The 20,024-nt window shown below is 74.9% G+C and carries 20 protein-coding genes; 9 read left to right on the top strand and 11 right to left on the bottom strand.

Features of this window, described 5'->3' with window-relative positions; all coding sequences use genetic code 11:
• Window positions 1-96: 96 nt before the first annotated feature.
• On the bottom strand, window positions 97-996 hold the full coding sequence (locus tag KIN34_RS14045; RefSeq protein ID WP_214352332.1) for an oxygenase MpaB family protein: 900 nt from the start codon (window positions 994-996) through the stop codon (window positions 97-99).
• Window positions 996-1,937, bottom strand: coding sequence for a LysR family transcriptional regulator (locus KIN34_RS14040; protein WP_214352330.1), 942 nt, complete (start codon window positions 1,935-1,937; stop codon window positions 996-998). The genes KIN34_RS14045 and KIN34_RS14040 overlap by 1 nt, the downstream gene beginning before the upstream one ends.
• Before the next feature lie 101 nt (window positions 1,938-2,038).
• Here KIN34_RS14040 and KIN34_RS14035 point away from each other — a divergent pair, with 101 nt between their 5' ends.
• Both KIN34_RS14035 and KIN34_RS14030 read left to right on the top strand, forming a co-directional pair.
• Window positions 2,039-3,139, top strand: coding sequence for a TDT family transporter (locus KIN34_RS14035; RefSeq protein ID WP_214352328.1), 1,101 nt, complete (start codon window positions 2,039-2,041; stop codon window positions 3,137-3,139).
• Between the two features lie 42 nt (window positions 3,140-3,181).
• Window positions 3,182-3,814: a DUF488 domain-containing protein gene (locus KIN34_RS14030; RefSeq protein WP_307858265.1), complete on the top strand. Its 633-nt coding sequence runs from the start codon at window positions 3,182-3,184 to the stop codon at window positions 3,812-3,814.
• Here KIN34_RS14030 and KIN34_RS14025 read toward each other — a convergent pair.
• The gene (locus KIN34_RS14025) at window positions 3,700-4,533 is read right to left on the bottom strand and encodes a glutamine amidotransferase (RefSeq protein WP_214352324.1); all 834 of its coding nucleotides are present in this window, start codon (window positions 4,531-4,533) and stop codon (window positions 3,700-3,702) included. The two genes, KIN34_RS14030 and KIN34_RS14025, sit on opposite strands and share 115 nt — an antisense overlap.
• 141 nt (window positions 4,534-4,674) lie before the next feature.
• Here KIN34_RS14025 and KIN34_RS14020 point away from each other — a divergent pair, with 141 nt between their 5' ends.
• The 3 genes from KIN34_RS14020 to ybaK all read left to right on the top strand — a co-directional run bounded on the left by KIN34_RS14020 (window position 4,675) and on the right by ybaK (window position 8,489).
• Window positions 4,675-7,233, top strand: coding sequence for a DEAD/DEAH box helicase (locus KIN34_RS14020; RefSeq protein WP_214352322.1), 2,559 nt, complete (start codon window positions 4,675-4,677; stop codon window positions 7,231-7,233).
• 127 nt (window positions 7,234-7,360) lie between these two features.
• On the top strand, window positions 7,361-7,960 hold the full coding sequence (locus KIN34_RS14015) for a VIT1/CCC1 transporter family protein (RefSeq protein WP_214352320.1): 600 nt from the start codon (window positions 7,361-7,363) through the stop codon (window positions 7,958-7,960).
• A gap of 28 nt (window positions 7,961-7,988) precedes the next feature.
• Window positions 7,989-8,489, top strand: a complete 501-nt coding sequence (gene ybaK / locus KIN34_RS14010) for a Cys-tRNA(Pro) deacylase (protein ID WP_214352318.1) — start codon at window positions 7,989-7,991, stop codon at window positions 8,487-8,489.
• A gap of 10 nt (window positions 8,490-8,499) precedes the next feature.
• On the opposite strand, the gene KIN34_RS14005 is transcribed toward ybaK, so the two are convergent.
• On the bottom strand, window positions 8,500-8,898 hold the full coding sequence (locus tag KIN34_RS14005) for a YccF domain-containing protein (protein WP_214352316.1): 399 nt from the start codon (window positions 8,896-8,898) through the stop codon (window positions 8,500-8,502).
• 90 nt (window positions 8,899-8,988) lie between these two features.
• Here KIN34_RS14005 and KIN34_RS14000 point away from each other — a divergent pair, with 90 nt between their 5' ends.
• From KIN34_RS14000 to KIN34_RS17195, 3 genes are all read left to right on the top strand, one after another.
• Window positions 8,989-9,750, top strand: a complete 762-nt coding sequence (locus KIN34_RS14000) for a YggS family pyridoxal phosphate-dependent enzyme (protein ID WP_214352313.1) — start codon at window positions 8,989-8,991, stop codon at window positions 9,748-9,750.
• 251 nt (window positions 9,751-10,001) lie between these two features.
• Window positions 10,002-10,376 (top strand): YidH family protein, encoded by a 375-nt coding sequence (locus KIN34_RS13995; protein WP_214352311.1) that lies wholly within the window; start codon window positions 10,002-10,004, stop codon window positions 10,374-10,376.
• Window positions 10,373-10,756: a DUF202 domain-containing protein gene (locus tag KIN34_RS17195; protein WP_214352310.1), complete on the top strand. Its 384-nt coding sequence runs from the start codon at window positions 10,373-10,375 to the stop codon at window positions 10,754-10,756. Before KIN34_RS13995 ends, KIN34_RS17195 begins: the two co-directional genes overlap by 4 nt.
• Window positions 10,757-10,801: 45 nt before the next feature.
• Here KIN34_RS17195 and lplAB read toward each other — a convergent pair whose 3' ends face one another.
• The 3 genes from lplAB to cimA all read right to left on the bottom strand — a co-directional run bounded on the left by lplAB (window position 10,802) and on the right by cimA (window position 14,606).
• Window positions 10,802-11,947, bottom strand: a complete 1,146-nt coding sequence (lplAB, locus tag KIN34_RS13985; protein WP_504740129.1) for a lipoate-protein ligase LplAB — start codon at window positions 11,945-11,947, stop codon at window positions 10,802-10,804.
• 19 nt (window positions 11,948-11,966) lie between these two features.
• The gene (locus tag KIN34_RS17425; RefSeq protein WP_214352308.1) at window positions 11,967-12,857 is read right to left on the bottom strand and encodes a sensor domain-containing protein; all 891 of its coding nucleotides are present in this window, start codon (window positions 12,855-12,857) and stop codon (window positions 11,967-11,969) included.
• A 126-nt stretch (window positions 12,858-12,983) separates the two neighbouring features.
• Window positions 12,984-14,606: a citramalate synthase gene (gene cimA / locus KIN34_RS13975; RefSeq protein WP_214353088.1), complete on the bottom strand. Its 1,623-nt coding sequence runs from the start codon at window positions 14,604-14,606 to the stop codon at window positions 12,984-12,986.
• A 411-nt stretch (window positions 14,607-15,017) separates the two neighbouring features.
• Here cimA and KIN34_RS17420 point away from each other — a divergent pair, with 411 nt between their 5' ends.
• Complete coding sequence (locus KIN34_RS17420) at window positions 15,018-15,668, top strand: DUF6069 family protein (RefSeq protein WP_214352307.1); 651 nt, start codon at window positions 15,018-15,020, stop codon at window positions 15,666-15,668.
• 153 nt (window positions 15,669-15,821) lie between these two features.
• Here the strand turns inward: KIN34_RS17420 and KIN34_RS13965 are convergent, their stop codons facing one another.
• From KIN34_RS13965 to ilvC, 4 genes are all read right to left on the bottom strand, one after another.
• On the bottom strand, window positions 15,822-16,931 hold the full coding sequence (locus tag KIN34_RS13965) for a branched-chain amino acid aminotransferase (RefSeq protein WP_214352305.1): 1,110 nt from the start codon (window positions 16,929-16,931) through the stop codon (window positions 15,822-15,824).
• 206 nt (window positions 16,932-17,137) lie between these two features.
• Window positions 17,138-18,202 (bottom strand): 3-isopropylmalate dehydrogenase, encoded by a 1,065-nt coding sequence (locus tag KIN34_RS13960; RefSeq protein ID WP_214352303.1) that lies wholly within the window; start codon window positions 18,200-18,202, stop codon window positions 17,138-17,140.
• A gap of 168 nt (window positions 18,203-18,370) precedes the next feature.
• The gene (locus KIN34_RS13955) at window positions 18,371-18,817 is read right to left on the bottom strand and encodes an ASCH domain-containing protein (RefSeq protein WP_237689886.1); all 447 of its coding nucleotides are present in this window, start codon (window positions 18,815-18,817) and stop codon (window positions 18,371-18,373) included.
• Window positions 18,818-18,990: 173 nt separating this feature from the next.
• The gene (gene ilvC, locus KIN34_RS13950; RefSeq protein WP_214352301.1) at window positions 18,991-20,019 is read right to left on the bottom strand and encodes a ketol-acid reductoisomerase; all 1,029 of its coding nucleotides are present in this window, start codon (window positions 20,017-20,019) and stop codon (window positions 18,991-18,993) included.
• Between the last annotated feature and the right edge of the window lie 5 nt (window positions 20,020-20,024).

Here is a 20,024-nt window from a genome sequence, read left to right as displayed (position 1 = left end):
CTCCCCGCGCCGGCGCGCACGGCCGGCGACGCTGCTCATCGTCGTCCTCACCCGGCGCGGACGCGCGCGGAACCGGCGCGCGTCGCGCGGCGGACGTCAGACCGGGTCCGCCACGGGCGACGGCGACGCGGCCGCCGTGACCCGCCGCGCGTCCCCCGGCCCCAGCACGAACCTGATCGAGCGCGTCACCACCTGCCCGCCCGCGAGCGCGACCCGACGCGCCGCCGGGCGGGGCACGGGCAGACCGAGCTCGGCGACCGCCCAGTCGGGCAGCGTGGCGACGGCGGCGCGGGACAGGAGCGCGTACCCGGGCCGCAGCGAGGACGGGACGGGCGGCTCGGCGAGGAGGAACCGCGCCGTGTCGCGCGCCTGCTCGCCAGCTGCGAGCGACGGCCGGAACGCCGCGAGGGTGTCCGCGAGGGCGTCCACGTCCTCCGGGAGACCGGTCGCCCCGAGGGCGTGGCCGACGACCGCGGCGTCCCGCAGGTAGGCGTCGGCGCCCGCCCGGTCGAGCGGCCGGCTGCCGAAGCGCTGGTGGGCGCGCAGGAACGAGTCGACCTCCGCCGTGTGCACCCACCGCAGGAGCTCGGGGTCGTCGGCGCGGTACGGCACGCCGTCGGGCGTGCGGCCACGCACCCGCTCGTGCACGGCCCGGACGCGGTCGACGGCCTCCTGCGCGTCGTCGGCGGTACCGAACGCGGTGACCGCCAGGAACGTGCTGGTGCGGGCGAGGCGGCCCCACGGGTCGCCGCGGTAGCCCGAGTGCCCGGCGACCCCCGCCATGGCGGCGGGGTGCAGCGCCTGCAGCAGGAGCGCGCGCAGGCCGCCGACGAACATCGAGGCGTCGCCGTGCACGCGGCAGATCGCCGAGTCCGGCGCGAACCAGCGCGGACCGGGGGTGCCGTGGATCCGGGCGCGGCTCGCGAGCCCGTCCGGGCCGGCCACCCGCAGGAAGAGCGAGGTGCCGACCTTGTCCCGCCACGCGTCGAGGATCATCACCCCATGGTGCGCCCTTCGCCCGTGCGTGTCCGCTCGGCGGCGATGATCTCGAGCAGGGCGCGGGCCGCGTCCGGCACACGCGGGAGCGTGGGCGACCAGACGACGCTCAGCGGACGGGTCAGGCGCAGGTCGGCGAGCGGCACGCGGCGCAGGCTCCCGGCCGCGAGCGCGTCGCGCACCGCGAGCAGGCTGAGCACGGCCGGACCCGCACCGGCGGCGACGGTGGCGCGCACGGCCGCCGTGGTCGGCAGCTGCGCGAGCGGGCGGGGCAGGTCGGCGACCTCGATGGCGAGGTGTCGGGCGAGCGCGGCCTCGAGCGCGGCGCGCGTCCCGGAACCGGGCTCGCGCGTCACCAGCGGCGTCGCGGCGAGCTCGGCGGAGGTCAGCGGGGTCGCCCGGCGTGCCCACGCGTGGTCGGGACCGACGACGACGACGAGCTCGTCGTGCCCGAGCGTGCGCCTGCGCAGGTCCTCGGGCGGGTGCGGGGTCTCGACGAAGCCGACGTCGTGGCTGCCGGCGCGCACCAGCTCGACCACGCCCGCGCTGTTCACCGCCGTGAGCTCGACGGCGTCGCCGCCCGGGACGCCGGCGGCGCGCAGCCGGACCAGCCACGCGGGCAGCAGGTACTCGGCGACCGTCAGGCTCGCGGCGACCCGCAGGGGTGTGGCGCCGGGAGCGCGCAGCGCCTCGACCGCGACGTCGAACCGGGTCGCGGCGTCGACGACCTCCCCGGCCCACGCGGCGACCAGCCGGCCGGTCTCGGTGAGCGCGGACCCGCGGGTCGACCGTGCGACGAGCCGCGCACCGACCTCCCGCTCGAGCCCGCGCACGCGCTGCGAGACGGCCTGCTGGCTCAGTCCCAGCGCACGCGCCGCGGCAGAGATGCTCCCGTCCCGGTCGACGGCGACGAGCACCCGCAGGGCGGTCAGGTCAGCCACCACGCCTCCTTGTGTCCTGGACACATCGACACAAGCATAGGTTGTGGCCCGACAACGTCCGTCGTCTACCGCGCGACCGGTGCCCCGTCCAGACTCGAGGCATGCTGCACCCCGCCCCCGCCCGCCTCCCGCTGACCGCCGCGCACGTCACCCCCAACTGGTTCGCGGCCGTCATGGGCACGGGGATCGTCGCGACGTCCGCGGCCGGGCTGCCGGTGCAGGTGCCCGGGCTGCGCGTGGCGGCGACCGTGGTCTGGCTGGTCGCGGCGGCGCTGCTCGTCGTGCTGGTCGGTGCCACCGCCCGGCACTGGTACGCCTACCGCGGCACCGCGCGCGGGCACCACCTCGACCCGGTGATGGCGCACTTCTACGGGGCCCCGCCGATGGCGTTCCTCACCGTCGGTGCCGGGAGCCTGCTGCTGGGACCCGCGCTGCTCGGCGACCGGGCCGCGCTCGTCGTCGGCGCAACCGCGTGGACCGTCGGCACGGTGCTGGGGCTCGCCTCCGCGGTCGCCGTCCCCGTCCTGCAGCTGACCCGGCACGCCCGGTCCGACGAGGCGCCGTTCGCCGGGTGGCTGATGCCGGTGGTGCCCCCGATGGTCTCGGCCGCGACCGGTGCGCTCCTGCTCCCCCGCGTCCCCGCGGGCCAGGCACGGCTGACGTTCGCCCTCGCCCTCGGCGCCATGTTCGGGATCGCGCTCCTGGCGACGGTGCTGGTGCTGCCGCTGGTGTGGGGCCGCCTGGTGCGGCACGGCGTCGGCGCGCCCGCGCTGGTGCCGACGCTCTGGATCGTGCTCGGCCCGCTCGGTCAGTCGGCGACCGCGGCGCTCGCCCTCGGCGGCGAGGCGGACCTCGTCGTCGCCCAGCCGACCGCACGCCTGCTCGAGGTGGCGGGCGTCCTGTACGCCGTGCCCGTCCTCGGCTTCGCGGTGCTGTGGGCCACCATCGCGGTCGTCGTCACCCGGCGCGCCGCGCGGACCGGGCTGCCGTTCGCGCTCACCTGGTGGGCGTTCACGTTCCCGGTCGGCACGTGCGTGACCGGCCTGTCGGGGCTGGCGCTGCACACCGGCTCGCGCGCGGCGGGGGCGCTCGCCGTCGCGTCGTTCGTCGCGCTCGTCGGCGCGTGGCTCGTCGTCGCGGGTCGCACCTGGCACGGCAGCGTCGTCACCCGCGCCCTCCTGCACCCCGCCGCCGCGGCGTAGCGGACGCGCGCGCCGATGCCGGGGCGCGCGGACACTGACCGGGTGGACATCTGGACGATCGGGCACTGGACGCTCACGCAGGACGCCTTCGTCGACCTGCTCGCCGCCCAGCGCGTGGACCTGGTCGCGGACGTGCGCGCCCACCCCGGGTCCCGCAGCAGCCCGCACTTCCACCGCGACCTCATGCCGGGGTGGCTCGCCACCGCAGGGATCGGCTACGCCCACCTCGCCGACCTGGGCGGGCGGCGACGTCGCCAGGACGTCGACCCACGGACCAACGCCGGCTGGCAGAACACGAGCTTCAAGAACTACGCGGACCACACCCTGCAGCCGGCGTACGAGCACGGGATCCGCGAGCTCACCGCGCTCGCCGCGGAGCACCGGGTCGCGGTCATGTGCGCGGAGCCGATGCCGTGGCGCTGCCACCGCCTGCTCGTCGCGAACACGCTCACCGCGCGGGGCCGGCGGGTGCTGCACGTCGTCGGACCGGGCGAACCGCGCGTCCACGAGCTCGGCGCCTGGGGCGCCCGGCCCGTCGTCGACGCCGCCGGCGTCGTGACCTACCCGCCCGTCGAGACCGACCCGCCCGACGACACGGACCCGCCCGACGAGACCGACCCGCCCGACGAGCCGACGGACGCCGCACCCGAGGACCCGTCGGCGGACCGGCCGTAGCGCGCGACGAACGCCGCGAGGATCCGCGGCGGCGCCCAGACATCGGCCGCCGCGACCCCGGCGAGCACCTGCTCCTGCTCGTCCGGCGCGTAGTAGCCGTACCCGCCGTAGATGCGGATGCGGTCGCTGATGCCCGCTACGTCGAGCTCCGGGTGGAACTGCGTCGCGTAGAGGTTCCGGCGCACGCGGAACATCTGGACCGGGCACGTCGCCGAGCTCGCGAGCAGCGTCGCCGTGGGCGGCAGCACCCGGCACGCCTCCTTGTGCCCGACGAACGCGTCGAACTCGTCCGGGACGTCGGCGAGCAGCGGGTCCGCTCGCCCCGCGGCCGTCAGCGACACGCGCACCGCGCTGATCGGCTCGGCGAACGTCCGGTCGATGACCCCGCCCTGGTGCGTGCCGAGCGTGCCGACGCCGTAGCACGCGCCGAGGAAGGGCTCGTCGCGCGCGACGAGCACGTCGAGCAGCGCCGACATCTCCCGCTCCACGCGCACCTGGGTCACCGACTTGCGGACCTCGGGGGTGCTCGCGTCGAACGGGCTGCCCCCGACGACGACGCCCGACAACGCGTCGAGGTCGAGCGCGGGCAGCGGCGCCGCCTCCATGCGGACGCGCAGCAGCTCGTGCTCGGCGAGGCCGCCGAAGCGCAGCATCGCCTCGTACTCGGCGTCTGCGGCGGCGTCCTCGGCCCGCGAAGCCAGCAGCACGAACGGCTTCATACCCACCGACCCTAGCGCGGGGACGACGGCCGTCCGGGTGACGGCCGACGTCATGCCGGCATGGCGCGACAAGCTGGCGCTGCGGACGGCGGAGGCGCGACGCAGGGACCTCGTGCCTCGCCGGGATGGGAGGATGCGTCGGTGCCCGCGACCCTCGCCGACCGGATCCCGGCCGACCCCACCGACCCTGACGCGCTCTACGAGACGTTCACGGGGTGGGCGGCCGAGCAGGGGCTGAGCCTGTACCCGCACCAGGAGGAGTCGCTGCTCGAGCTGGTGACGGGCAGCCACGTGATCCTGTCGACGCCGACCGGCTCGGGGAAGTCGCTCGTCGCGACCGCCGCGCACTTCGTCGCGCTCGCCGCGGGCCGGCGCACGTACTACACCGCGCCGCTCAAGGCCCTGGTCAGCGAGAAGTTCTTCGCGCTCGTCGCCGCCTTCGGCTCGGAGAACGTCGGCATGATGACGGGCGACTCCGCGGTGAACCCGGGCGCCCCGATCATCTGCTGCACCGCGGAGATCCTGGCGAACCTCGCACTGCGCGACGGGCCGGGTGCGGACGTCGGTCAGGTCGTCATGGACGAGTTCCACTTCTACGCCGACCCGCAGCGCGGCTGGGCGTGGCAGGTGCCGCTGCTGGAGCTGCCGCGCACGCAGTTCGTCCTGATGTCGGCGACCCTGGGCGACGTCACGTTCTTCGCCGACGACCTGCGGCGCCGCACGGGCGGCGAGGTCGCGGTCGTGACCAACGCCGAGCGCCCCGTGCCGCTGACGTTCTCGTACGTCGTCGACCCGCTGCACGAGGTGCTGGACGAGCTCGTCAGCACGCGGCGCGCTCCGGTGTACGTCGTGCACTTCACGCAGAAGGACGCGGTCGAGCGCGCGCAGTCGCTGCTGTCCGCGACGCTGACCAGCCGCGAGCAGCGCGACGCGATCGCCGCCGAGCTGGGCGCGTTCCGGTTCGGGCCGGGGTTCGGCCGCACGCTGTCCCGGCTGCTGCGGCACGGCGTGGGCGTGCACCACGCGGGCATGCTGCCCAAGTACCGCCGCGTGGTCGAGCGCCTCACGCAGCGGGGCCTGCTCCCCGTGGTCTGCGGGACCGACACGCTCGGGGTCGGCATCAACGTGCCGATCCGCACCGTGGTGCTGACGAGCCTGGTGAAGTACGACGGCACCCGGATGCGGCACCTGTCGGCGCGGGAGTTCCACCAGATCGCGGGCCGGGCCGGGCGCGCGGGCTTCGACACGGTGGGCGAGGTCGTGGTCATGGCGCCCGAGCACGTCATCGAGAACCGGCGCGCGCTCGCCAAGGCGGGCGACGACCCGCGCAAGCTCAAGAAGATCGTCCGCAAGCAGGCGCCGTCCGGGCACGTGAACTGGACCGACAAGACGTTCGAGCGGCTCCGCGACGCCCCACCCGAGCCGCTGACCAGCAGCTTCACGGTCACGCACGCGATGGTGCTGCACGTCCTGGCCCGCGGTGCGCAGGGCGAGGACCCGGTCCTGGCGATGACGCGGCTGCTGACGGACAACCACGAGCCGCCGTCGGCGCGCGGGCAGCACGTGCGCCGGGCCGTGGCGGTGTACCGGTCGTTGCGGGCCGCGGGCGTCGTCGAGCGGGCCTGGGTGCCCGACGAGACCGCACCCCGTGGTCGTCGTCGGACCGTGCGCCTGACGCACGACCTGCCGGCCAACTTCGCGCTCAACCAGGCGCTGTCGCCGTTCGCGTACGCGGCGCTCGACCTGCTCGACCAGGCGGACCCGGCCTACGCCCACGACGTCGTCTCCGTGCTCGAGGCGACGCTCGACGACCCCCGCCAGGTGCTCGCGGCGCAGGAGAACAAGGCGCGCGGCGAGGCGGTCGCGCGGATGAAGGCGGACGGGCTGGAGTACGACGAGCGCATGGCGCTGCTCGAGGACGTGACCTACCCGCGACCCCTGGCCGAGCTCCTCGCCGCGGCCTTCGCGACGTACCGGACGACCAACCCGTGGGTCGCGGACCTCGAGCTGTCCCCCAAGTCCGTGGTGCGCGAGATGCACGAGCGCGCCGCCACGTTCGCCGAGTACGTCAGCCTCTACACCCTCGACCGCACCGAGGGCGTGCTCCTGCGCTACCTCGCCGACGCCTACCGCGCGCTGCGCCAGACCGTCCCGGAGGACGCGCGGACCGAGGAGCTCTGGGAGCTGATCGAGTGGCTGGGCGACCTGGTCCGGCGCACGGACTCGAGCCTGCTCGACGAGTGGGAGCGGCTCGCCAACCCGCTCGACGAGCACGGTGCGGACGCGCCCGGCGGGATCGACGACGACACGCCCGAGCCGGTCACGGGCAACCCCCGCGTGTTCCGCGCGCTGGTCCGCGGCGCCCTGTTCCGCCGCGTCGAGCTCGCGGCGCGCGAGCAGTACGGGGCGCTCGCCGCCCTCGGCGACCTCGACCTCGAGCAGGCGCCGTGGACGGCGGACCGCTGGTCCGCGGCGCTGGACCCGTTCTACGACGACCACGACGAGATCCTCACGGGCCCGCCCGCACGTGGTCCGGCGCTCTTCCAGGTCACGACGAGCGCGACGACCTGGCGCGTGCGCCAGGTGCTGGACGACGCCGAGGGCGACCACGACTGGCGGATCGACGCCGAGGTCGACCTGGCGGCCTCCGACGAGGCCGGCGAGGTGGTCCTGCGCGTCACGGCGGTCGGCCCGCTGTAGGGCGCTCGTCGTCGCGGGCGTCGCCCGGGCCGAGCCCGGAGATAGGCCAGCCAAACCTATGAAAGCCCAGGTCAGGGCAGGCTTTCCAACGATGACAGCGCGGCCGGGACGTGCCTACGGTGAGGCCATGACGGCGCTGACGACCCTGCTGCACCCGGCCACCCGGAACCCCGCCGCGACCCCCGACGGGCAGCACGACGGCGCGCACGGCGGGCCGGTCGACGCCGCCCGTCTCAACCGGCTCCGCGCGGCCGTCCTCGGCGCGAACGACGGCATCGTCTCGGTCGCCGCGATCGTCGTCGGCGTCGCGGGGGCGGACCCCGGACCCACGGTGGTCCTCACGGCGGGCGTCGCCGGGCTGGTCGCCGGCGCGCTGTCGATGGCGGCGGGCGAGTACGTCTCGGTGAGCTCCCAGCGCGACGCCGAGCGCGCGGGCGCCGTCGCGGCGGACCAGCAGTCGAACCCGTGGCACGCCGCGTTCGCGTCGCTCGGTGCCTTCGTCGTCGGCGGTCTGGTGCCGCTGCTCGTCGCGCTCCTGCCGTGGGGCCGCGCGATGGTGCCCGCCGTGTTCGTCGCCGTGCTGCTCGCGCTCGTCGTGACCGGTGCCGGGAGCGCCCGCTTCGGCCGCGCGCCCGTCGCCCCGGCGGTGCGGCGCAACGTCGTCGGCGGCTCGGTCGCGATGGTGGTCACCTACGGGATCGGCGCGCTCGTCGGGCTCGCCGTCTGACGCGGGCGCCACGCCCTACCCTGGGCGCGTGGCGAAGCACGGCAGGCACGCACCGACCGGGACCCCGGCGCTCGTCGCCCTGACGCAGGCGGGCGTGCCGCACACCGCGCACCCGTACGAGCACGACCCGGCCACCGAGCTCGGCTACGGCCTCGAGGCGGCGCACGCGCTCGGCGTCCCGGCCGAGCAGGTCTTCAAGACGCTCATGACCGTGGTCGACGGCGCGCTCACCGTCGCCGTGGTCCCCGTCACCGGCCAGCTCGACCTCAAGGCGCTCGCCGCCGCCGTGGGCGGGAAGAAGGCCGCGATGGCGCCGCGCGCGGACGCGGAGCGCGCGACCGGGTACGTCGTCGGCGGCATCTCGCCGCTGGGCCAGCGCACCGCGCACCCGACGGTCGTCGACGAGACGGTCTGGGTGTTCGACACCGTGCTGGTCTCGGGCGGCCGCCGCGGCCTGGACATCGAGCTCGCGCCCGCCGACCTGGTGCGCCTCACGTCCGCGACCGTCGCCGACGTGGCCCGGCCCTGAGCCCCGTCGCTCAGCGGCCGTAGCCCGCGAACGGCCGGTCCGTCGAGACGACGTCCTTGCCGAGCGGCAGCAGCGAGATCGGGATCATCTTGAGGTTGGCGATGCCGAGCGGGATGCCGATGATCGACAGGAACAGCGGGATCGCGGTCACCACGTGGCCGATCGCGAGCCAGATCCCCGCGACCAGCAGCCAGATCACGTTGCCGATCACCGAGAACACGCCCGAGGTCGGCTTGTCGACCACGGTGCGGCCGAACGGCCACAGCGCGTAGCCGGCGATCCGGAAGGACGCGATGCCGAACGGGATCGTGACGATCAGCACGCAGCACACGATGCCGGCCGCGACGTAGCCGAGGGCCAGCCAGAAGCCGGCGAGCACCAGCCAGATGACGTTGAGCAGGGTCTTCACGTGCCTACGGTCCCACGTCGCCCCCGCGCGCGGCATCGGGGACCTCCCGGGTTCGCCCCTGAGCCGCCGGGTCCGCTAGGTTCCGGCGACGTGGAGGACGACGACGTGCGCGAGCGGCTCGCGGCCGTGCGGGACCGCGTCCGACGAGCGTGCGAGGCTGCCGGCCGCGCGCCCGACGCGGTGACGCTCCTGCTCGCGTCGAAGGCCCAGCCCCTCGCCGCGGTCCGCGCGGCGCTGGAGGCGGACGCCGACCTGCGTGCGGCCGGTCTGCGTGCGGCCGGTCTGCGTGCGGCCGGCCCCGTGCCGGCCCCCGTGCTGCTGGGCGAGAACCGCGTCCAGGAGCTCGTCGCGAAGGCGCCCCTGCTCGCCGACCTGGACCCGGCCTGGCACTTCATCGGCCCGCTGCAGTCCAACAAGGTCAACGCGGTGCTGCGGTTCGCGCGGTGCGTGCAGACGGTCGCGGCACCCGAGCTCGCCGATCGCCTCGCCGCCCGCGCGGCCGGGCTGCCCGCGCCGCTGGACGTCATGGTGCAGGTCAACGTCTCGGGCGAGCCCACCAAGAGCGGCGTCGCCCCGTCCGCGGCCCGCGCCCTCGCGCTCCACGTGGCGGCCCTGCCGGGCCTGCGGCTCACCGGGTTCATGACCGTCGGGGCGAACTCCCCGGACGAGCGGGTCGTCGCGGCGGGCTACGACGCGCTGCGGGCGCTGCGGGACGAGGTCGTCACCGGTGGCGCCCCGGGCACCGCGGCGGCCGACGGGCTGTCGATGGGCATGAGCCGCGACCTCGAGCTCGCCATCGCCCACGGCGCGACGGTCGTGCGCGTCGGGACGGCGGTGTTCGGCTCGCGCTGAGCACGGCGCACGCGGGCGGCGCCCCGCCCGCCGCGCGCCCACGTCTCCCGCGCGTGCAGCAGCGCCATGCGCCGCAGCTCGCGGTCGAGGTCGAGCCGTTCCGGCGTCGTGCGGTGCATGGGCGTGGTCCTCGTCGGGTGCTCGGGATCGGACTCGGGATCGGGCGGCAGGTGGGGCTGGACCGGCCCGGCATCGCCGGGTCGTCAGGCAGGAGCGCGCGGACGGACCGGAGATACCGCCAAGATGGGTCCATGAGCAGCGACCGCGCACCGCGCCGCTTCCCCGCGTGGGTCTACGGCACCGGGCAGGAGCCGGACGCGCGGTTCTCGATGGCCAACGAGCGCACGTTCCTGGCCTGGGTCCGCACCGCGCTCGCGCTGCTGGCGGGCGGCGTCGCGCTCGAGGCGCTCGAGCTGCCGGTGCAGGAGGACCTGCGCTTCGCGGCCGCACTGCTGCTCGTCACGCTCGGGGCGCTGACGCCGCTCATGGCCTGGTGGGCCTGGGCCCGGGCGGAGCGCGCCGTCCGCGAGGGCCGGCCGCTGCCCGCGCCCGCCGGGTTCGCGGTGCTCGTCGTCGGGGTCTGCGTGGCCGGTGCCCTGGTGCTGGTCGGGATGCTGGTGCGGTGACTCCCCCCGACGAGCCGGGCCACCCGCTCCCCTCGCGCACGGACCCGCCCAGCACCTCCGCCGGGCCGGCGCAGGAGGCGGGGCTCGCCCGCGAGCGGACGCGGCTGTCCTGGCGGCGCACGGCGCTGGGCCTCGCGGCGGGGAGCGTCGGCGCGGGCAAGCTGCTCGAGACCATGGTGGGTCCGGCGGCGTGGACGCTCACCCTCGCGGGGTTCGTCGCGGCGTCTCTCGTCGTCGTCGCCGCGATGCGGCGGCACCTGCCGGACGTGCCGGCGACCTACCTGGGCGGACGGCTCGTCGCGGTCGTCGCGGGCACGCTCACCGTGCTCGGCCTCGTCGCGCTCGTCGCCCTCGCGTCCCGCGACGTCCCCGTCCTGTGAACGCCCGCGGGCGACCGGGCGCCGCGGGGACCGTGGGCGCGGCCGTCACGGCACGCGGGCGGTCCACGCGTCGTCGGCGAACTTGGTGCGGCGCAGCTCCTCGGCCCGCTCCAGCTCGTCGGGCCGCAGGTCGCCCGTGACGCTCGAGTACCGCGCCCGGAAGTGCGCCTCGAACGCGTCGATGACCTCCTCGCGCGGCAGCTGGGTCTGCGAGCGGACCGGGTCGACGCGCTTGGCCGCGCTGCGCGTGCCCTTGTCCGAGACCTTCTCGCGGCCGATGCGCAGGACCTCGAGCATCTTCGCGGCGTCGATGTCGTAGGACATCGTCACGTGGTGCAGCACCGCACCGCCCACCACGCGCTTCTGGGCGGAGCCCGCGAGCTTCCCGGCGGGCGACGCGATGTCGTTGAGGCCGGTGAGCGTCGCCTCGACGCCGACGTCCGCGAGCGCACCGAGCACCCACTGGTTGAGGAACGCGTAGGACTCCTCGAACGTCATGCCGTCGACCAGGGACGCGGGCACGACGAGCGAGAACGTGATGCAGTTGCCCGCCTCCATGAACATCGCGCCACCGCCCGAGACGCGGCGCACCACCGTGATCCCGTACCGCTCGGCGGCGGCGAGGTCCACCTCGTTGCGCAGCGACTGGAACGACCCGATGACCACCGCCGGGTCCTCCCACTCCCAGAACCGCAGCGTCGGCCCGCGCAGGCCGGCGGCGAGCTCCTCGGTGAGCACCTGGTCCAGCGCGGCGTGCAGCGCGGGGTGCAGCGGCCCGGTCCGGATCACGTCGAACGTGTGGTCCTCCCACGTGGTCGACAGGCCGAGCGCCCGCCGCACCGCGACCGCGACCGCGCGCTCGTCGAACCCGACCATCGCCACGGGGCCGACGAGCCGGCCCGCGTCCTGCGCGGCGGTCAGGTGCTCGCGCACCGCCGTCGCGAGCCGGGTCGTCGTGGTGTCCGCCGGCAGGCCGGTGAGCGCGACGTCGATCTCCGCGAGCGCCTCGTCGGGCTCCAGGAAGAAGTCGCCCGCGACCCGCACGTCCGCGAGCACGCCGTCGCGGACCGTGAGGTCGACGCCGACGAGCTTGCCGCCCGGCACCTTGTACTCGCCGTGCCGCGGCTCTACACGCTCTGCGTGCTCTGCGTGCTCGTGCTCGTCGTGCTGGTGGTGCTCGTCGTCCGTCACGGCACCAGCCTAGGCACGCTCAGCCCAGCGACTGGACGGCCAGGCGCGCGCGGTCCTGGACCATCATCGAGAGCGCCTCGGGCGGGCCGAGCGTCGCCAGGCGCGCCGCGTCGTCGTCCCCCTCGGCGACCGCCGCCGCCGTCCAGGACACGATCACGTTCCCGACGAGCAGGTGGCCGCGGTAGGTGGGCGTGCGCGCGCCCTCGGCGACGTGCACGACCTCCTGCACGATCGAGGGGTACGTCCCCTGGCCCTCGATCGCGGGCTGGGCGGCCCAGCGCGCGCCGTCCGTGCCGGGGTTCACCTGCGCGTAGGTCGGGCAGCCGTCGACCGCGGTGACCAGGTCACGGAAGGCCTCCTGCGCCTGCGCCGCGTCGTCGAGCCGGGTGAGCGTCTGCGTGAACTCCATCGCGTCGTTGCCCCACGAGCGCGCGTCGAAGCCCGGCGGGGTGGCGTCGACGACCGTCACCGCGACGTTGCACTGCGCCGGGTCGACGCTCGATCCCTGCGGCAGCCCCCACGTGAGCTCGCCGGGACGGATGCCGGCCGTGACCCCGTCCTCCGCCGCGGGGACCACGCTCTGCAGCTCGCGCTGCCGGACGAAGAGCAGGTGGAGCGCGTCGTCGTCGAACTCCGCCTCCTCCCCCGGCACGGGCGGGACCGTCGGGGTCGGCGAGGGGCGCGGGGCGGGACCGGTCGGCGGCGCGGTGGGGGTCGGGCTCGCCGTCGTCGGCACGATCACGGGCTCGGTCTCGTGCGAGCCCCACGGCTGCACGACGAGCAGGAGGACCGCCACGACGACGGCGGCGACCACCACGGCCCACCACCAGGAACGTCGCGCGGCGGGCGTGCCGCTCCTCGTCGTGGGTGGCGGTGACGCGTCGGGGCCGCGGGGCTCCGTGCTCGTCACTGCGCGTTCCTCCCTCGTGCCCCCGCCGTCAGGTGCGTCGTCGGTTCCGAGGCTAGGCCCAGACGCGCGTCGCCGCGAAAGACCGTCCAGAACCGGCTCGCGCGCGAGGGTGACCCCGGCGGCGGCTCAGCGCGGGGCGACCTCGGCGTGCAGCAGCCCCCAGATGGTGGCGTCCGTGAGCGCCTCCCAGGAGGCCTCGAGCAGGTTGGGGCCGACCCCGACCGTGCTCCACGACGTCTGCCCGTCCGTCATCTCGATCAGCACGCGCGTGACCGCGTCGGTGCCGTGCATCGAGTCGAGGATCCGGACCTTGAAGTCGATCAGCTCGAACGCCTCGAGCTCCGGGTAGGCGCCGACCAGGGCCTGCCGCAGCGCGTGGTCGAGCGCGTTGACCGGGCCGTTGCCCTCACCGGTGGTGACGAAGCGCTCGCCGCCCGCGTGCAGCTTGACCGTCGCCTCGGCCGTGGCGGGCGTGCCGCGGCCGCCCGACCGCTCGACGATCGTGCGCCACGACTCGACCCGGAAGTACTGCGGCCGGCCGCCCTCGATCTCCTCGACCAGCAGCAGCTCGAACGATGCGTCCGCGGCCTCGTACGTGTAGCCCCGCGCCTCGGCGTCCTTCACCCGCTCGGTCACGCGGGACAGCACGTCGGGGCGGTCGGAGAGGTCGAAGCCCAGCTCGCGGCCCTTCAGCTCGATCGACGCGCGCCCCGCCATGTCGGAGACCAGCATCCGCATGTCGTTGCCGACGAGCGCGGGGTCCGTGTGCTGGTAGAGGTCCGGGTCCACGCGGATCGCGGACGCGTGCAGGCCGGCCTTGTGCGCGAACGCGCTGGCACCCACGTAGGGCGAGCGCGCGAACGGCGAGATGTTGGTGATCTCGCTGATCGCGTGCGCGATGCGGGTCAGCTCCGGCAGCCCGCCCGGCCGCTCGTCGTCGCGCGCCAGCGCCGGCAGGCCGTACTTGAGCTCGAGGTTGGCGACGACCGCGAGGAGGTCCGCGTTGCCGGTGCGCTCCCCGTAGCCGTTGACCGTGCCCTGCACGTGCGCGCAGCCGGCCTCGACCGCCGCGAGGGTGTTGGCCACGGCACAGCCCGAGTCGTTGTGCGCGTGGATGCCCAGGACGGCGTCCGGGCCGACCGCCGCGCGCACGTCCTGCACGATCTGCGTGACCCAGGACGGCACCATGCCGCCGTTGGTGTCGCACAGCGCCACGACCTCCGCACCCGCCTCGAACGCCGTCAGCACGGCCTGCCGGGAGTACGCCGCGTCGTAGCGGTAGCCGTCGAAGAAGTGCTCGGCGTCCACCACCACGCGCCGGCCCTCCCGGACCAGCAGCGCGACCGTGTCGGCGATCATCGCGAGGTTCTCCTCGCCGGTGGTGCGCAGCGCGCGCTCCGCGTGCCGCACGTCGTGCTTCGCCACCACCGCGACCACCGGCGCCTCGGAGTCGAGCAGCGCCCGGACCTGCGGGTCGTCCGTGGCCCGCGTCCCCGCCTTGCGGGTGGCACCGAACGCGGCGAGCTCGGCGTTGCGCAGGTCGAGCTCCTTGGCGGCGCGCTTGAAGAACTCGGTGTCCTTGGGCACCGCGCCCGGCCAGCCGCCCTCGATGAACCCCACGCCGAGCTCGTCGAGCAGCACGGCGATCGCGAGCTTGTCCGCCACCGAGAGCGCGATGCCCTCCTGCTGCGCACCGTCGCGCAGCGTGGTGTCGTACACCTGGAACGCCTGGCCGGCGAGGCGCGGCAGCGCCGTCGGTGCGGTCGAGGTGCTCGGGGCGGGGGTCGTGCCGTTCACTGCGCTCACGGTGCTGCTCTCTTCACGTGCGGGCGGGGCGGGGGCCGTGCCGGTGGTGCGGGGGTGTCCTCGTGAGACGGACCCGCACCAACAAAAAGACCCCCCGGGGTACGGGAGGTCTGCGCGCCGACGGGTGGGTCGGCGCGCTAGTCGATAATCGCGGTCCACGGGGACATGGCCACATGGTGGCACAGGTCACGCGCACCGGTCACGCCCGCTCCCCGGGAGGTCCATCCCTCGGACTGCGCCGGGCCGGGGCTCCCGCTCCGGCGTTCGGGATGCGGTGCGGCGCTACGCCGCTAGCGTGGCGAGGACGACGGCCGTCCGTGCCGTCGTGCTGCCCATCCCGGCGAGGAGGCCATCGTGTCCGTCCCACCGCCCGACCAGCCCGCCTACCCCCCGCGCCCGTCCGCGTACGGCGAGCCCGCGGCCACGACCCCGGTGACACCACCGGTCACGCCGCCGGCCGTGCAGCCGGTCGCCCAGCCTGCCGTCCCGGCGTCACCGCCACCGGCCGTCCAGCCGGTCTGGGCGCAGCCGGCCGAGCCGGTGCCGCCGGCCTTCGCCAGCACGCCCGCGCCGGCGCCCACCTCCCGCGTCGTCCTGCGCGCCGGCCCCTACTGGGGCGGCGCGGTCGCCACCGGGATCGTCGCGGCTCTCGTCGGGGTCGTCGGGGTGCTCGTCTTCCAGTCGATCCTCGACGTCGGCATCGTGGTCAAGGACCCGTTCGGCACCGACAGCGACTCGTGGGCCTACGCCGTCGCGGGGTTCGTCGCGGCGATCGCGGCGGCCGCGCTGCTGCACCTGCTGCTGATCTCGACGCCGCGGCCGCGGGCCTTCTTCGGCTGGATCATGGCGCTCGCGACCGTCGCCGCCGCGCTCCTCCCGCTCACCTGGACCGACGACACCACGGCAGCCCTGTGCGCCGGCGCGGTGAACCTGCTGGTCGGGATCGCGATCTGGTCGCTCCTGAGCGGCGTCCTGTCCCGCACCACCACCGTGGTCACCACCTGACGGCACCGCCGCACGGTCACCGGCCGCCGGCGACCGTACGACGCCGCACGACGCCGTACGAAGCCGTACGACTCCGTACGACTCCGTACGACGCAGGACGACGAGAGCCGCCCTCCCGCACCGAGCGGGTGGGCGGCTCTCGTCGTCGCCAGGTCAGGCGATGCGGTGCAGCCACCCGTGCCGGTCGGTCGCGCGGCCGTACTGGATGTCGGTGAGCTCGGCGCGCGTCCTCGTCGTGACCGGACCGGCCGTCCCGTCACCCACCGTGAGGTCGAAGTCGTCGCTCGCCAGCCGGCCGATCGGCGTGATCACCGCGGCGGTCCCGCACGCGAACACCTCGGTGACCGAGCCGTCGGCGAGGCCGGCCTTGAGCTCGGCCAGCGCGATCGGGCGCTCCGAGACCTCGTGGCCCGCGTCCGCCACGAGCTGCAGGATCGACGAGCGCGTGACGCCCTCGAGGATCGAGCCCGCCACCGGCGGGGTCACCACGGACCCGTCGGCGTGGACGACCACGACGTTCATCCCGCCGAGCTCCTCGAGGTAGGTCTTGGTGGACGCGTCGAGGAAGCACACCTGCTCGAAGCCCTTGGCGTAGGCGTTCTGCTGCGGGAGCAGGCTGGCCGCGTAGTTGCCGCCGCACTTGGCGTCGCCGGTGCCGCCCGCGCCCGCGCGGTGCAGCTGCTGGTCGACCCAGATGGCCACCGGCCGCACGCCGCCCGCGAAGTACGGGCCCACCGGGGAGGCGATGACCAGGAACTCCGCCTCGAGCGACGGCCGGACGCCCAGGAACGACTCCGAGGCGTACATGAACGGCCGCAGGTACAGGCTCTTCTCCTCGCCCGCGGGCACCCAGGCGGCGTCCGTGCGCACCAGCGCCTCGATCGCGCCCAGGAAGTCGGCCTCGGGGAGCACGGGCAGGGCCAGCCGGTGCGCCGACCGTGCGAAGCGCGCGGCGTTCGACTGCGGGCGGAACGTCCAGATCGAGTCGTCCGGGTGCCGGTACGCCTTGAGTCCCTCGAAGATCTCCTGCGCGTAGTGCAGGACCGACGTCGCGGGGTCCAGCTGCAGGGGTCCGTACGGCTCGACGCGCCGGTGGTGCCAGCCGTCCTCCTGCGAGTACGTGATGCGGGCCATGTGGTCCGTGAAGACGGTGCCGAACCGCGGCGCGGCGAGCAGCTCGGCGCGCTCGGCGTCGGAGGCGGGGCTCGTCGTCCCGTGCACCTCGAAGAGGTCGGCGGACGTGGGGGAAGCGACGGTGCTCATGTGGGGGCCTTTCACCTGGGCTGGTCTGACGGTACCCGGCGGCGGCGGCCTGGTGAACTGTCCGCGGGCCTCGTCGTGCCGTTCAGCGCGTCGCGCTGCCACGCGGCACGGACGTCACGGCGGACGGAGGCGTACGGCAGGTCGGCCGTCTCGTCACCGGGGACCCGGGGACGGGGGACGACGACCTTCGGTGGGACGAGGAGCGACTAGCCGGCGACGCGCGCGGCGAGGTCCTTGCCCACCTCGGCCGTCGACCGTACTCGCGCGGTGGCGCCGCGCTCGGCCAGGTCGGCCGCGACGGCGTCCTCCACCGTCCGGGCCTGGGTGTGCAGGCCCAGGTGGTCCAGCAGCAGGGCGACCGAGAGCACGGTGGCGGTCGGGTCGGCCTTGCCCTGGCCGGCGATGTCGGGGGCCGAGCCGTGCACCGGCTCGAACATGCTCGGCGCCGTGCGGTCCGGGTTGATGTTGGCGCTGGCCGCCAGGCCGATGCCACCGGTGATCGCCGCGGCGAGGTCCGTCAGGATGTCGCCGAACAGGTTGTCGGTGACGATCACGTCGAACCGGCTCGGGTTCGTCACCAGGAAGATCGTGGCGGCGTCGACGTGCAGGTAGTCCACGGTGACGTCCGGGAACTCGGCGTTCACGGCCTCGACCGTGCGGCGCCACAGGTGCCCGGCGTGCACCAGCACGTTGTGCTTGTGGACGAGCGTGAGCTTCTTGCGGGGGCGCGCGGCGGCCCGGGCGAACGCGTCGCGCACCACGCGCTCCACGCCGAACGCCGTGTTGACGCTGACCTCGTTCGCCACCTCGTGCGGCGTGCCCACGCGGATCGCCCCGCCGTTGCCGACGTACGGGCCCTCGGTGCCCTCCCGCACGACGACGAAGTCGACCTCGCCGGGGTTGCCGAGCGGGCTCGTCACGCCCGGGAACAGCTTGCCGGGGCGCAGGTTCACGTAGTGGTCCAGCGCGAAGCGCAGCTTGAGCAGCAGCCCGCGCTCGAGCACGCCCGACGGGACGCTCGGGTCGCCGATGGCGCCGAGCAGGATCGCGTCGTGGGTGCGGATCGCCTCGAGGTCCGCGTCCGTGAGCGTCTCCCCCGTCGCGTGCCAGCGGCGCGCGCCCAGGTCGAAGTCCGTCGTGGTGACGCCGACGCCCGAGCCGGACAGCGCCGCGTCGAGCACCAGCAGGCCCTGCTCGACGACCTCGGTGCCGATGCCGTCACCGGCGACGACGGCGAGGTTGATGTCCCGGGCGGTAGCGCTGCTGCTCATCCCCCCACGCTACCGGCCGTCCCACCCCGCGATACACCGATCTCACCATCCGACACAGCGCCTCCCTGCGCCCGTCTCCCAGCCGCCGGCCCGCACGCAGCGCCTCGAGACCGTGCGCAGTCCCGTCGGGACGGTGGGCAGGGGCGGCGCGGGGTCCCGGTGAGCGGGTCAGTCGACCGCGGGGGTGGCGCCGCGGGTCGGGTAGATCAGCTCGTACGTCTCCGCCACCGCGTCGTCGGTCACCGTGACCTCCGTGGTGCGGATCAGCGCGCGCGGCTCGGCCGCGCTGTCCAGGACGATCGCCAGGTCGCCCACGCGCGGCAGCTCGTCGCCCTCGTGGAAGTCGGCCCGGGGCGTCGAGCCCTGCGTGCGCGTGCCGGCCAGCACCTCGAGCACCGCCGCGTCGGCCTCCGCGCCCTCGCCGTAGGAGAACGACGGCGGCGGGACCACGTCGAGCGGCACCGCCCCGACGATCCCGTCCAGCTTGCCGAAGCCCACGTGCCCGCGCGCCGCCTGCCAGAACGCGGTGATGCGCTCGTCGCCGTCGTAGGCCACGTCCGGGTTCTCGTCGGCGACCTCACGCCCCGCCGCTGCCTGCTCGTCGTACCCAGTCATGCCCGCTCCTCCTCGACGTCGGTGCCCCCATCCTGCCGGACCCGCACCACCCTGTCCGACCAGCCCTCCCACGCCCGCGCGTCGGGCGGGACGCGAGCGGGGACTCGTACGCGGGATCCGCCGGTACGACGAGGCGCGGCGCACCTGTGGTGCGCCGCGCCTGGTCGTGCAGGTCAGCGCGCGGCGCTTCCCTCCACGTAGTCGGTGTCCGAGGGCTTCACCCACGCGAACAGCTTGCGCAGCTCGCGGCCGACCGGCTCGATCGGGTGGTTCTGGCCCTTCTCGCGGAGCTCCTTGAACTCGGGGGCGCCCGCGTCCTGGTCGTTGATGAAGCGCTCCGCGAACGCGCCGGACTGGATGTCCGCGAGGACCGCGCCCATGTTGGCCTTGACGTCCGGCGTGATGACGCGCGGGCCGGAGACGTAGTCGCCGTACTCGGCGGTGTCGGAGACGGACCAGCGCTGCTTGGTGATGCCGCCCTCGAAGATGAGGTCGACGATGAGCTTCAGCTCGTGCAGCACCTCGAAGTACGCGACCTCGGGCTGGTAGCCCGCCTCGGTCAGCGTCTCGAAGCCGTACTGGATGAGCTGCGAGACGCCACCGCACAGGACGGCCTGCTCACCGAACAGGTCGGTCTCGGTCTCCTCGGTGAACGTCGTCTTGATGCCGGCGGCGCGCAGGCCACCGATCGCCTTGGCGTAGGACAGCGCGAGGTCCCACGCGGAACCGGACGCGTCCTGCTCGACGGCGACGATCACGGGGACGCCGCGGCCGTCGACGTACTCGCGGCGGACCAGGTGACCCGGGCCCTTGGGCGCGACCATGATCACGTCGTGGCCCGCGGCCGGCTTGATGTAGCCGAAGCGGATGTTGAAGCCGTGCCCGAAGACGAGCGCGGCGCCGTCCTTCAGGTTGGGCTCGATCTCGTCGCGGTAGACGAGGCGCTGGACCTGGTCCGGCGCCAGGATCACGACGACGTCCGCGCCCGCGACGGCCTCGGCCACCGTGGCGACCTTGAGGCCCTGGTTCTCCGCCTTGGCGCGGGACGCCGAGCCCTCGCGCAGGCCGACGGTGACGTCGGCGCCGGAGTCGCGCAGGTTCAGGGAGTGCGCGTGCCCCTGGCTGCCGTAACCGACGACGGCGACCTTCTTGGACTGGATGATCGACAGGTCGGCGTCGTCGTCGTAGAACAGCTCGGCCACGGTGG

The sequence above is a fragment of the Cellulomonas fulva genome (genome assembly GCF_018531375.1).
Classification (GTDB): domain Bacteria; phylum Actinomycetota; class Actinomycetes; order Actinomycetales; family Cellulomonadaceae; genus Cellulomonas; species Cellulomonas fulva.
Note: the sequence above shows the minus strand (reverse complement) of the source record. Positions and strands in the feature narration are given on the sequence as shown.

Coding starts and splice junctions, on each gene's coding strand:
- KIN34_RS13955 (WP_237689886.1), bottom strand. CDS start 18,817: ATGACTGGGTACGACGAGCAGGCAGCGGCGGGGCGTGAGGTCGCCGAC.
- KIN34_RS13995 (WP_214352311.1), top strand. CDS start 10,002: ATGAGCAGCGACCGCGCACCGCGCCGCTTCCCCGCGTGGGTCTACGGC.
- KIN34_RS13960 (WP_214352303.1), bottom strand. CDS start 18,202: ATGAGCAGCAGCGCTACCGCCCGGGACATCAACCTCGCCGTCGTCGCC.
- KIN34_RS14015 (WP_214352320.1), top strand. CDS start 7,361: ATGACGGCGCTGACGACCCTGCTGCACCCGGCCACCCGGAACCCCGCC.
- KIN34_RS13965 (WP_214352305.1), bottom strand. CDS start 16,931: ATGAGCACCGTCGCTTCCCCCACGTCCGCCGACCTCTTCGAGGTGCAC.
- KIN34_RS14045 (WP_214352332.1), bottom strand. CDS start 996: ATGATCCTCGACGCGTGGCGGGACAAGGTCGGCACCTCGCTCTTCCTG.
- KIN34_RS14035 (WP_214352328.1), top strand. CDS start 2,039: ATGCTGCACCCCGCCCCCGCCCGCCTCCCGCTGACCGCCGCGCACGTC.
- KIN34_RS14025 (WP_214352324.1), bottom strand. CDS start 4,533: ATGAAGCCGTTCGTGCTGCTGGCTTCGCGGGCCGAGGACGCCGCCGCA.